The organism is Eggerthella sp. BIOML-A4, assembly GCF_009875575.1.
GTDB lineage: Bacteria > Actinomycetota > Coriobacteriia > Coriobacteriales > Eggerthellaceae > Eggerthella > Eggerthella lenta.
Window position 1 is genome coordinate 15,105 of record NZ_WWRX01000003.1, and the last position, 12,437, is coordinate 27,541.

12 protein-coding genes are annotated in these 12,437 nt (G+C 66.6%); 7 read left to right on the forward strand and 5 right to left on the reverse strand.

Features of this window, described 5'->3' with window-relative positions:
- The first annotated feature begins 163 nt into the window (after positions 1–163).
- The 7 genes from GT613_RS03090 (at position 164) to GT613_RS03115 (ending at position 6,760) form a co-directional block, all read left to right on the forward strand.
- The gene (locus GT613_RS03090; RefSeq protein WP_009304688.1) at positions 164–1,510 is read left to right on the forward strand and encodes a DNA polymerase IV; all 1,347 of its coding nucleotides are present in this window, start codon (positions 164–166) and stop codon (positions 1,508–1,510) included.
- Positions 1,511–1,864: 354 nt separating this feature from the next.
- The gene (locus tag GT613_RS03095; RefSeq protein WP_009304687.1) at positions 1,865–2,176 is read left to right on the forward strand and encodes a hypothetical protein; all 312 of its coding nucleotides are present in this window, start codon (positions 1,865–1,867) and stop codon (positions 2,174–2,176) included.
- A gap of 313 nt (positions 2,177–2,489) precedes the next feature.
- Positions 2,490–2,930, forward strand: a complete 441-nt coding sequence (locus GT613_RS03100) for a GNAT family N-acetyltransferase (protein WP_009304686.1) — start codon at positions 2,490–2,492, stop codon at positions 2,928–2,930.
- Positions 2,931–2,997: 67 nt separating this feature from the next.
- Positions 2,998–3,138, forward strand: a complete 141-nt coding sequence (locus tag GT613_RS15285; RefSeq protein ID WP_156788358.1) for a hypothetical protein — start codon at positions 2,998–3,000, stop codon at positions 3,136–3,138.
- A 77-nt stretch (positions 3,139–3,215) separates the two neighbouring features.
- Complete coding sequence (locus GT613_RS03105) at positions 3,216–3,908, forward strand: pentapeptide repeat-containing protein (protein WP_009608364.1); 693 nt, start codon at positions 3,216–3,218, stop codon at positions 3,906–3,908.
- Between the two features lie 48 nt (positions 3,909–3,956).
- A complete protein-coding gene (locus GT613_RS03110; protein WP_009304684.1) occupies positions 3,957–6,305 on the forward strand; it encodes a cation-translocating P-type ATPase in 2,349 nt (782 codons plus the stop codon).
- A 173-nt stretch (positions 6,306–6,478) separates the two neighbouring features.
- Entirely contained in the window at positions 6,479–6,760 is a 282-nt protein-coding gene (locus GT613_RS03115) for a hypothetical protein (RefSeq protein WP_009304683.1), read from the forward strand.
- Between the two features lie 9 nt (positions 6,761–6,769).
- Here GT613_RS03115 and GT613_RS03120 read toward each other — a convergent pair whose 3' ends face one another.
- From GT613_RS03120 to GT613_RS03140, 5 genes are all read right to left on the reverse strand, one after another.
- On the reverse strand, positions 6,770–7,954 hold the full coding sequence (locus GT613_RS03120) for a DEAD/DEAH box helicase (RefSeq protein ID WP_240132855.1): 1,185 nt from the start codon (positions 7,952–7,954) through the stop codon (positions 6,770–6,772).
- Between the two features lie 462 nt (positions 7,955–8,416).
- On the reverse strand, positions 8,417–9,670 hold the full coding sequence (locus GT613_RS03125; RefSeq protein WP_009304681.1) for an MFS transporter: 1,254 nt from the start codon (positions 9,668–9,670) through the stop codon (positions 8,417–8,419).
- A 615-nt stretch (positions 9,671–10,285) separates the two neighbouring features.
- Positions 10,286–10,675 carry a MerR family transcriptional regulator gene (locus GT613_RS03130; RefSeq protein ID WP_009304680.1) on the reverse strand — a complete coding sequence of 130 codons (390 nt, stop codon included), beginning with the start codon at positions 10,673–10,675 and terminating at the stop codon, positions 10,286–10,288.
- 159 nt (positions 10,676–10,834) lie between these two features.
- On the reverse strand, positions 10,835–11,377 hold the full coding sequence (locus GT613_RS03135; RefSeq protein ID WP_009304679.1) for a flavodoxin family protein: 543 nt from the start codon (positions 11,375–11,377) through the stop codon (positions 10,835–10,837).
- A 155-nt stretch (positions 11,378–11,532) separates the two neighbouring features.
- Positions 11,533–12,435 (reverse strand): LysR family transcriptional regulator, encoded by a 903-nt coding sequence (locus GT613_RS03140; protein ID WP_035576897.1) that lies wholly within the window; start codon positions 12,433–12,435, stop codon positions 11,533–11,535.
- Between the last annotated feature and the right edge of the window lie 2 nt (positions 12,436–12,437).

The following is a 12,437-nucleotide window of genomic DNA, read 5'->3' on the forward strand; positions in this document are numbered from 1 at the left end:
TTTCCGGTGCGACCGTAGGGCTGCACGCTTATATATCACCTGATCAATAGGCATATCTCGTCGCTGAAACTCCATGGTCTGTTCGCTTGTGCGCCGCGCTTCAGTGTGCGAACATTCGTTCTCCAAAGAGATCGAGACACGGTGCGGAAGGCGGCGAGGAGCTATGGCGGCGACAGGAGAGGTGCGGGTTCCCGAGACGTTCGGCGGCCGCGTGATCGGCTCGCCCGAAGGCGCCGGTGCCCGCCGGGTGATCTTCCATTCCGACATGAACGCGTTCTACGCGAGCGTCGAGCAGGCCGAGCGGCCGGAGCTGCGGGGCGTGCCGCTCGTGGTGGGCGGGCACGAGGAGCTGCGCCACGGCATCGTGCTGGCGAAGAGCGCGCAGGCGAAAGCGGCGGGCGTCAAGACGGGCGAGGCGCTGTGGGAGGCGCGCGCGAAGTGCCCGGGGCTCGTGGTGGTGCCGCCGCGCTACGAGGTGTACCAGGCGTACTCGGCCATGGCGCGGCGCATCTACTACCAGTACACCGACCTCGTGGAGCCGTTCGGCCTCGATGAGGCGTGGCTCGACCTCACCGGCTCGCTGCCGCTTCTGGGCGGTGACCCGGCGCGCACGGCCGCCGAGATCAGCGGCCGCATCAAGGCCGAGCTGGGCTGCACGGTGTCCGTCGGCGTGTCGTGGAACAAGATATTCGCGAAGTTCGGCAGCGACTTCCGCAAACCCGACGCCATCACGTTCATCACGCCGCAGAACTACCGATGCCGGGTGTGGGAAGCTCCGGTGAGCGAGCTTCTGTACGTCGGCGCCGCCACGCGCGCCAAGCTGCACTCGTCGGGGATCGACCGCATCGGCGAGCTGGCGTGCGCCTCGCCCGAGCTGCTGCGCCGCCGCCTGGGCAAGATCGGGCTCGTGCTGCGCGCGTTCGCGCGGGGCGAGGATGCGACGCCTGTGAAGCCCTACGACCAGGCCAGAAACGAGGTGGACCGCACGGTGAAGAGCTTCGGCAACGGCCTGACCGCGCCGCACGACATCGTGAGCGCGTCCGACGCGAAGGCGCTCGTCTACCTCTTGTCCGAGTCCGTGGCACAGCGGTTGCGTGAGGCGCGCTTCCGCGCGTCCACGGTGTCCATCGGCGTGCGCAGCGCGCGCGACCTGGCCAGCTACTCGCGCCAGACCACGCTGCGCCGCGCCACGAACGTGACCGGCATCGTGGCGCGCACGGCCTGGGGGCTGCTCGCGGCCAACGAGCCGCTGGACGGCGAGCACCCTTTGCGCGGGTTGCACGTGCGCGCCTCGAACCTCGAGCCGTGCGATGCGCCGCAGCAGCTGGAGCTGGCCTTCGACGCGCGCCGGCGCATGTTGGAGGACTTGGACGAGACGATCGACGACCTGCGCCGCCGCTTCGGCAACACCTGCATCCAGCGCGGCGCGGAGCTGCTGGACGAGAGCCTGCTGGGGCTGGACATCAAGAAGGAGAACGTCGTGCATCCCGTGGGCTACTTCTACGACTGAAGGGGGGCGAGGGGCGGGTCGTCCTCCTGCGCGGAGGCCGTGCCCTGCCCGTCATCCTGGGCAAGCGAAGAGGTCTGCGGCTTCCGCTCAGGATGACGACCTGCGGCCCCTTCGACGCGCGACGGGCCGAAGCGGGAGCAAAAGGGGAGCCCTGGCAGTTTTTCAAGGGCTCGTCGACATCGAGCGGGCGACTCGTTTTCGCCCGTCAGGCGTTTCTCGGGCGGCGGGGAGGCCGTGCGACGGTTTTCGGTCGTGAGATTGTCAGGGCTCTCAATTTGCGCCCAATCGGGCCGGCCGCCGACGAAGCGTCGGGCGAAGAGCGCGGATCGGCAGGATGGAGAGGGGAGCGGGGGCATGGTGCAGGGCATAGCGGCGCGGCGGAAGCGGTATGTGGAGGTGGAAGCGACGTTCCTCGAAGATGGGCGCATCGTGCCGCGCGCCGTAATTTGGCATGACGGACGGCGCTTCCCCGTGCGCGCCGTGCTGGGCGTGCGGCGGTGCACGTCGCTCAAGGTGGGCGGCGAGGGCGTGCGCTACGACGTGCTGGTGGGCCATGCGCATACGTTCCTGTTCCACGAGGAGCCCCGCTGGTTCGTGGAGGAGATCGTGTACGAGCCGCTCGACCCGCTTCTCGACGGCGGGGCGTGCGCCTGGGGTGCGGACTGAGGGTTCGCCGGTTCAGCGGGCCACTTCGGCGGCGGGTGAGGCGAAATCCGGTCTCCTGCGGTAAAAATCGATCGGTTTGGTAATCCTGGCGGGGCCCGAACCGTCGCTTCAACGGTCGACGAGTTCCGCCTTCGCGCGTTTGCCCAGGTCGGACGTTTCATCAGAAAATGAAATCGAAATGGTGGGATTACCAGACCGCCTCGTTTTTACCTCTCGATCGCGATTTTCGCCGCATCGAACTTGGAGGCGGGTGGCGCCGCTGCGCCCTGGTCGCGTAGAATGGAATCGTCAGAGGGCTGGGAAAGGAGCGAGCATGCATATCGAAACGCCGGGCGAGCGCTCGTCCGAGCTGGTGGCCGCACTGGTGGACGTGTGGGAGCGCTCGGTGCGCGCCACGCACGACTTCCTCGCCGAGGACGATATCGTGGGGCTGCGCCCCGAGGCGGAGTCGGGCATCGCGGGCGTCGAGCGGTTGACGGTGGCGTACGACGGCGGTGCGCCGTGCGGGTTCGCGGGGTCGCAGGACGGCAAGCTGGAGATGCTGTTCGTCGCGCCGGAGGCGCGTGGGCGCGGTGTCGGGCGCGCGCTGTTGGCGCATGCCGTGGAGCATGCGCGCGTGCGCACGCTCGACGTGAACGAGCAGAACCCCCAGGCCGTCGGGTTCTACGAGCACGAAGGGTTCGTCGTGGCGGGCCGCTCGCCCGTCGACGACGCCGGCCGTCCGTTCCCGTTGCTGCACATGCGCCTGGTCTGAGCCGGCGAAGAGGAGGCGCGCGATCGCGACGGCATCCGCCATCGCGCTGGGAGCGCTTGCGGTGGCCGTGCTGCTGACCAGCCTCGCGTGCTACCTGCTGTACTACCGCTTGGAACCGCGGCGTGCCTACGTGGCGGGGGCCGTTCCGCTGGCCGCGGTGGGTCTGTTCGCCGCGGCGATGGCCGTCGTGGCGGCGTTGATTCGATAAACGGTGGAGGCTCGCAGACGCGGAGGCGAGCTCACGGGCGCTTCGGTATACTGGTCGTGCGAAGAAAGGAACCCCGCATGACCGAGTCCGCACGCCGATCTGCCGATACCCGGCCGCCTCGTCCGGCCCGTCCCGACATTCCGGGCGAGCTGACGGAGGTGGACGACCTCGCCGGCTGGATCGAGCGCGACAACGGCGGCGACCTGCGCGTGTCCCATGTTCTCGTGCGCGGGGACGCGGCCGAGGGGGCCGACTTCTCCCTCGTCGAGCTGACCGAGTCCCGCGTGGAAGGGTGCTCGTTCGTCGGCTGCGATTTCGACCGGGCCATGGCGTCCGACGTGGCGTTCTCGAACTGCGATTTCTCAAATTCCACGTTCTCCCAGGCGAATTTCACGCGCTGCACGTTCTCGTCGTGCAAGTTCACGGGCGCCGACCTGCTGGAGGCGGTGCTGTCGCGCGTGGAGGTGCGCGATTCCTCGTTCGCCTACGCGTCCGTCGCGAAGGGGAAGCTGGAAGACGTGAGCGTGAGATCCACCGACTTTTCCGGCGCTGACTTGGCCGAGCTGCGACAGCGCCGCGTCGAATTCGACGACGTGCGCTTCGCGGGCACTAGCTTCTTCCGTGCGAGCTTGAACGGTGTGGATTTATCCTCGTGTCGATTGGCCGATATCGTGCTGTCGGATACGATGGAGGAGCTGCGCGGCTGCTCGATGGACCTGTTCCAGGCTGCCGGCATCGCGCGCCGACTGGGCGTAAACGTCAAAGACTAGCGAATCGCGCGGCGCCGGGCGCCCGCGCAACGTGAGGAGTTTCGAAGCATGGACGAACAGGTGCAACCGCGCGGGCTGAGCGCGGCAGAGGTAGAGGAGCGGGTTGCCCGCGGCGAGGTGAACGTGGATGCCGGCGTGCACACGCGCTCCGTTCGCCAGATCGTGCGCGAGAACACGCTCACGCTGTTCAACGCCATCAATGTGATCCTGGCCGTGTTCGTGCTGGTCACCGGTTCGTACAAGAACATGCTGTTCATGGTGGTCATCGTGTGCAACACGGCTATCGGCATCGTGCAGGAGATTCGCTCGAAGCGCACCACTGACCGTCTGTCCATCGTGGCCAGCTCGAAAGCCACCGTGCTGCGCGACGGCGCGCGGACGGAGCTGCCGCTCGACCAGTTGGTGCGCGACGACGTCATCGAACTGGGGCGTGGCGACCAGATCCCCGCCGACGCCGAGGTGGTATCGGGCACGTGCGACGTGAACGAGAGCCTGCTCACCGGCGAGAGCAAGCTGGTGAAGAAGCGCCCGGGCGACGAGCTGATGAGCGGCTCGTTCGTGAACGCGGGCATCGTCCTGGCGCGCGTGGTGCACGTGGGCGCCGAGAACTACGCGGCGAAGATCAGCGCCGAGGCCAAGCAGCACAAGGCCGTGAACTCCGAGATCATGAACAGCCTGAACCGCATCATCCGGTTCGTCAGCTTCGTCATCTTCCCGCTGGGCGCGTTGCTGTTCGCGCGCCAGCACTTCCTCGGCGGCGTCGAGACCAACGGCGCCATCCTATCCACGGTGTCGGCGCTCGTGGGCATGATCCCCGAGGGGCTCATCCTGCTCACGTCCACGGTGCTGGCCGTGGCCGTGGTGCGTTTGGCGAAGTCGAAGGTGCTCGTGCAGCAGCTGTACTGCATCGAGACGCTGGCACGTGTGGACACGCTGTGCCTCGACAAGACGGGCACCATCACCACAGGCAAGATGGAGGTGGAGGCAGTGTGTCCGGTGAAGGGCGTCGGGCAGGACGCGGTGGACGCGGCGTTCGCCTCCATCGCCCGTGCGGACGATGATCCGAACGACACGGCGCTTGCCATCGTCGAGCACTATGCGCGAAGCGGCGTCGGCTCGCTGCGGCCCGTCCGAACCGTCCCGTTCTCGTCCGACAAGAAGTGGTCGGGCGCGACGTTTGCGAACGGGGAGAGCTACGTCATGGGCGCCGGCCAGTTCATTCTGGGCGATGCGTTCGTCGAAGTGGCCGAGCAGCAGGAACGGCTGGCCGCCGACGCGCGCGTGCTGTTGCTGGCGCGCGTGGAGGGCTTCACCGAGGACGGCGATCTGGCGGGGAGGCCCGAACCGCTGGGATTCGTGGCCATCCACGACCAGATCCGCGCGACGGCCGCGCAGACCATCGGCTACTTCAAGGAGCAGGGCGTCGACCTCAAGGTGATCTCGGGAGACGATCCGCGCACGGTGTCGGGCATCGCGTCTCAGGTGGGCGTGCCAAGGGCCGAGGCGTACGTGGACGCGACCACGCTGGCCGACGACGCGGCCATCGCCGAGGCCATCGAGCGCTACAGCGTGTTCGGCCGCGTGAAGCCCGAGCAGAAGAAGGCGTTCGTCGTGGCCCTCCAGGAGAAGGGCCACATCGTGGCCATGACGGGCGACGGCGTGAACGACACGCTGGCGCTCAAGCAGGCCGATTGCAGCGTGGCCATGGCGGCCGGTTCGGACGCGGCGCGCAACGTGGCGCAGCTCGTGCTCGTGGACAACGACTTCGCGGCCATGCCGAAGGTGGTGGCCGAGGGGCGGCGCTCCATCAACAACCTGCAGCGCTCGGCGTCGCTGTTCCTCGTGAAGACGCTGCTGTCCATGACGCTGGCCGTGCTGTTCATCCTGCTGCCGTGGCAGTATCCGTTCCAACCTATCCAGATGACGCTGATCAGCGCGTTCACCATCGGGCTGCCGTCGTTCGTGCTGGCGCTCGAGCCCAACAAGGACCGCATCAAGGGGCGCTTTTTGGAGAACGTCATCGTGAAGTCCATCCCCGGCGCCATCTGCGCGGTGCTCACCATCCTCATTGTGAACACGGTGGGCTACAACGTGCTGCACCTCGATTACGAGCACGTGTCCACGCTGTGCGTGCTGCTGACGGCCTGGATCGGCGCGCTTCTGATCGTGCGTCTGTCCATCCCGTTCACGCCCATCCGCGCGGCGCTGCTGGTCGTGGTGGTGGGCGGCACGGTGCTCGGAGCCACGGTGCTGCACGGCCTGTTCGGCATCGAGCCGTTCACCTTCGGCATGACCGTGCTGTTCACCGTCCTCGCCATTGGCGTGACGGGCCTGTTCCACGTGCTGTTCGGCATCTTCGACGCCTGGCATGCCAAGCGTCTCGCGAACATGGTGTAGAAAAGCGGCTGCTGGCTTTCCGATCGTCCTGCGGGGCCGGCGCTTCGCGGGCTGCGGGCGGGCGGCGCGTGCTCTCTCGGACGGCGCCGCGCTTGTGGCGGATGCGGTCGTTTGCTATGATCGCCTTGCGGCGGCCGGCAAGCCGGCTCGCCTCCCCGTGGATCGGAGGATCTATGAACGGCAACGTCAGCAAGGTCATCGCGGCGACGGCGGCAGCGTCTCTGGCGTGCGAAGTGCCGCTTCCGGCATTGGTGGACGAGGTGGTGGTGGCGAGTCCGCGCGATCTCGGAACCGATGCGTTCGCCGAGGAGCTCGGGAGGGTTTTAGGGCGCGAGGTCGCGACCGACCCCGCCGACCTATTCCCGGTGATCACGCACGAGGCGTACCTGCCCGAAACCCACGACCCCGAAGCGCCGCAATCCCCTCGCCGCCCGCAAAGGGAATACCCCCGCTAGCAACGTTTGCTAGCGCCTGCGGCCGAAGCCGCTTGCGCCGTTGCGGCGCAGGGAGCGCGAGAACGCCGCGCTGCCCACCGTCGCCTTGGGTACGAACTGGCTTGCGAGCGCCTTCTCCGCCTCCGTCGCGTCGTAGCCGTCGATGTCCAGCGTGGGGATGCGCTCGCCCAGCAGCTTCTCGATATCGAGCAGTTGCGCCTTCGCCTCGGGGCTGACGAACGAGATGGCGTAGCCGGTCTCGCCGGCGCGGCCTGTGCGGCCGATGCGGTGCACGTAGTCCTCGGGGCTCTCGGGCAGATCGTAATTCACCACGTACTCGATGTTCGACACGTCGATTCCGCGGGCCAGCACGTCGGTGGCAACGAGGACGTCGATGGCACCTTTGCTGAAGCCCTCGAGCGCCCGCTTGCGCTGCACCTGCGTCTTATCGGAATGGATGGAGTCCGCGCGGAAGCCTGCACGCTTCAGCTGGCCGGTGCATATCTCGGCGCGCGTCTTCGTGTCGGTGAACACGATGACGCGCTTGCTGCCGCGCTGCTGGAGCACGAGGCGCAGCAGCTCGGGCTTCTTCATCGGGCCGACGGGGATCATGAACTGGTCGATGGTGTCGGCGGTCTCGCCTTTGTGGGACACCTCGACGAACGCGGGATCCTTCAAGATGGAGGACACGCTCTGCATGACCTTGCGGTCGAGCGTTGCCGAGAACAGCAGCGTCTGGCGCGAAGAGGGCGTGGCGGCCACGACCTTCTTCATGGTAGGCCAGAAACCCATGTCCAGCATGCGGTCGGCCTCGTCCAGCACGAGCACCTCCACGTCGCGCAGCTTGACGACGCCGCGTTCCATGAGGTCGTACAGCCTGCCGGGCGTGGCCACGAGGACGTCGATGCCGCGGTCGAGCTTCGCGATCTGCCCCTTGTACTTCGTGCCGCCCATCACGGTGAGCATGCGGCGGTTCGACGCTTTCGCCAGCTGCGTGCAAGCGGCGTCGATTTGCTGGGCCAGCTCGCGCGTGGGGCTCACGACGAGCGCCCGCGGCGATCCCGGGCGCTTGGCGCGGCCGATGCGCTCGAACAGGGGCAGCGCGAACGCGGCCGTCTTGCCGGTGCCGGTGGTCGCGGCGGCCACGACATCGCGACCTTCGAGGACCAACGGGATCGCTTGCTCCTGCACGGGGGGGGGGGCGGTGAAGCCCATCCGCTCGACGGCGGAAAGGGTCGTCTCGGACAGGCCGAGGTCTTGAAACGTCGAACTCAAAGCGTATCTCCAAGCATCATTGCGGGATTCGCGCGACGCGCCGCGCCGGCGGCTCGCATCGCGTGCGGCGCGGATGTGGGTGCGCACCGATCACCTGCGTCTATGATAGCCTATCATGCGCGTTTGCGGGAGGTTCCGCGCGAATACCCCGTAACCCGAGGCATTGCCGACGCGACGGGCAGGGGGGGGAGTGCGCCTGGGCTTGCTAGTTTTCGAGGGGATGCGGGTTTTTCTCGCTCATGCACGCTTTTGTCAACCAAAATAGCCTCAAATGCCAAGAAATGGTTGACAAAAGCGTGCATGAACAGGCCTTCGCCGTGTTGTCCGCAGGCATCGAGCGGGATGGAGCATCGTGCAACAGGGAACCTTTTCGCAGCGTTTGCCGGCGGGAAAGGGCCCTGGCTACCTCGGCTCGCGGGCGGTTGCCGCAGTGCGAGCGGCCTCGGCGGCGCTTTCGACGCTGCGACGCGCGGTCATGCGCACGAGCGCCAGCGCCAACGCGGCGGCGGCCAGGGCGAACAGCGCGCCCGCAGGGCCGGTGGCCAGAAGCCCGCCCGCGTTCACCACGAGCCCGCCCGCGAACGAACCCAGCGCGATGCCCGCGTTGAACGACATGGGATGCAGCGACGCCGAGAACGTGAGCGCGCTGGGGTAGTCGGCGCGCGCGATGTCCTGGAACAGCATCTGCACGGTGGAGTTCATCACGTACATGAGCAGCCCCACCGCGAGGATGTTCGCGATGCTGACGACGCCCGCGGGCAGGCTTACGGCCAGCAGGGCCAAAAGCGCCGCGTGCGCGGCGAAGGCGACGGGCAGCGCGCGCAGCCCGAAGCGGCCGGCCACCCAGCCCGATAGCAGGTTCGAGCCCACGCATGCGGCGCCGAACAGCAGCAGCACGAGGCTCGTGCCCGCGGCGTCGAGTCCGACGACGTCGGCGAGGATGGGGGCGAGGTAGGTGTAGAACACGTAGGTGGACGCCGCGCCGGCGAGGATCATGGCGATGTTGGTCAGCACGCGGCCGTCGGCGAGCAGGCGCAGCTGCGAGCGGAGGGTGGGAGCTGCGCCTTCCGCGTGCGCGGGGGTGCGGGGGAGCGTCGGCAGCAGGACGGCGCTCACCGCCAAGCCCAGCGCGAACACGCACGCGTAGGCGGCCTTCCAGTCGAACAGGTCGGCCAGCGCCGCTCCGATGGGCACGCCGACGACGCTCGACACCGAGAAGCCCGCCAGCACGAGCCCCAGCACGGCGGCCACGCGCTTCGGCTCGACGATGTCTGGCACGTAGGTGAGCGCGAGGGCCAGAAGCGTGCCGGACGTGACGGCGGGCAGCACGCGCGAGACGAGCAGCAGCGCATAGCCGTCGGCGAACAGGGTGAGCAGGTTTCCGGCGTTGAACACCACCAGCAGCGCCGCCATCACCTTGAAGCGGTCGGCGCGCGCCGTGGCGAGCGCTACGATGGGCGTGGCGACGGCGCAGGCCAGCGCGTAGTAGCCCACGAGATCGCCGATGAGCGTGAGCGGCTCGCCCAGCCCTTCGGCCACGTCGGGCGTGATGCCTATCAGCACGAACTCGGCGAACCCGAGCGCGAACGCGAGGGTCGTCAGCAACGCGGTTGCGAACGCGTTGCGCTTGCGGCTTGTGCGGTTTTCGGTGTCCATGGCAGCCTCCAGCAAAGGTAGTGCGAACAGTGCTTGTTTTCCTCCTCTACCGTACCGCCGAGATAGGCGAATAGCCAATGCTTATAATGAAAGCATCTTCATGCCTGAAAAGCATGGGGAAGCTGAGGCCGCTGCGGAACCTTTGGCATGCGGGTGCTTTCTGGCCTTGACGCAAGAGAGCCCGACTTGAAAAAGGTTCGTCAAGCGTTAGTCGATCGCGGGCCGCTTTTCTTGCTGCTTGTCCTCCCATATCGTTATATAAGTAATAAAGTCATGGACAAAAACATGCGCGAATCTGCACTTTTAATGAGTCGTGTAAATCCGGATGCACTCTCTACCAGGCGTTTTTGTAACCAAGACCTTTTGAAGCCCGCAAAACTCTGTAAAAAACTACCGAATACTAGCCCTTTTTGTCCATGATGATTTTAATCATATATAAATGCCATGACGGTCCGGGGGTGTGCGAGGTGTGCGAGAGGCGTCAAGGGGACGGGATATAGCATGTGGGGAGGGGCCGCATGCGTCGTATCCACTGCCTTCCCTGACGCGTTGAAAGGAGCGCCGGGAAGGGGCGCTCCTTTCGCGTTGGGAAGAGGGTGCGAGGAAAAGAGCGGGCTATTCCTTGCGCAGCCATTCGTCGCCGCCGTCCGAGCATTCGCCGCCCGGCCGGTAGCTGGCGATCTTGGCGTCGAGACGCTTCGCGGTGGCCTGCATCTCCTCGAGCTTCGCGACCAGTTTCGCGCGCTGCTCTTCCAGAATCTCAAGGCGGGCGGCGGCGGTGTGCTCGCCTTCCTGGAACAGCGCCACGTACTCCACGAGCGCCTCGATCTGTACGCCCGATTCGCGCATGCAGCGGATGAACTCCACCCAGCCGCAGTCGTATTCGGTGAAGTCGCGGATGCCGTTGGGCAGCCGGGTGACGTGGGGGACGAGCCCGATGCGCTCGTAGTAGCGAATGGTGTCGACCGAGATTCCGTAGCGTTTCGCGACTTCGGCGATTTGCATAGCACGCCTCCTAGCAGGTCGTGGGGAAGTCCGTTCATCCTGCTGTCAACATACCGCGCTGCTCAACCGATAGCAATGCTTATATTGAAAGGTTCACCATGCTTGGGAGGCATGAAGAACCTCAAGCAGCCCTTGAGTTGGCCGGCGGCCGTGCGCCGTCTAAACCCCGCATCCCATGAGGCGTGCGCGGTTGACTTCGTGCAGGCGCTTCTCGATGGCGCCCGGCGCATCGACTCCCGTGGCGGTCACCACGCCCACGAGGCGTGCCTGCTCGAAGCAGTCGACCCAGCCTTGCAGTCCCTTCGTCGCCCCGTCGAACGCATGGGCGTCCTCGTCGGCCGCCGTGGCCAACAGGTACACGTCGCGAAACGCAGGATCGGCGGCATAGGCCGGGTTGCTGCGGTCGAGCAGGGTCTTCATCTGACCGGCCATCTCGAAGAAGTAGATGGGCGTGGCGAACGCGATGGCGTCGGCCGCGACGATGCGCTCCACGATGGCGGCCGCATCGTCTTTCAGCGGGCATGCGGCGCCGGCTTGGCAAGCCAAACACCCGCGGCAAAACTCGATGCGCTTGCCGCGTAGGCTGACCGTTTCCACGTCGTGGCCCGCCTCGCGCGCCCCTTCGGCGAACGCGAGCGCGAGGGCGTGCGAGTTGCTGGTCGGGCGCAGGCTGGCCGATACCACCAGGACGCTCTTTCCCATGGGGTTTCCTCTCGTCGTATGCGATGCGTCGATCGTCTTGTCGCGTTCCAGTGTGCCCCTTGGAGCAGGCTCCAAGTCAAATGGAGGTTTCATGGCGACGCGAGGAGGGGGGGGGAGCGAAGAAGGCGGGAAACGCCGATACGGTTGCGTACGGTCTACGAGATGCCTGCGTCGTCTTCCGCATGCCTCGCGCATACGCGTTCCATGGCGTCGAGGAAGGCCCGCGTCTGCTTGTTGGGCATGGAGGACCGCCAGACGAGGCCCTGGTGAGCCTCGAAGCGCGGGGCGAAGGGAACGAAGCGAAGGTCGCTGCTCTCGCTCGCGTCGAACAGGCCCTCGTAGGTGAGCATGCAGCCCATGCCCTGGCGCACGAGGTAGCGGCCGTTCAGAGGCAGGTTGAACGTGGCGACCACGTCCATCCGATCCAGCGCGTCGCCCGCCCAGTCGCGCAGCGTTCCCGCAAGCGCCTGGCGCGAGGCGATGATGCCTTGTCCCGCCAGGTCGGCAGGCGAGATGCCCTCGAGCCGCCCCACGGCGCTGTCGCGCAGCGCAAGCGCGCCCCATACGTCGGTCACCGGCAGGTGCATGGCGTTCATCTTGGCGTGCTCGCGCATCTCGCATTCCAACATCACGTCGTAGAACCCGCGCACCAGCCCGTCTTTCAGCTCCGCGGTGGTGCCGCTGTGGATGGCGAAATCGACGGCGGGGTAGGTGCGCCGCACCTCGTCCATGGCCTGCGCGATGAGCGTCATCGCCTGGGATTCGCCCGCTCCGATGTGGACGGTGCCGCCGATCGATCGCTCGGAGGGCAGCATGTCCTCCTCGGCCTTGCGCGCCAGCTCCACGATGGACTCCGCGTAGCGGCACAGGATGGATCCTTGATCGGTCAGCTCGATGCCCTTGGGGCCGCGCGTGTACAGCTCGCGCCCGAACTCCTTCTCGAGCGACGACAGCTGGCGCGAGAGCGTCGGCTGGGTGATGTGCAGGGCTTTCGCCGCGTTCGAGATGTTGCCCTCGCGCGCGACGGCCAGGAAGTACTCCAAGGTCCTCAGTTCCACGA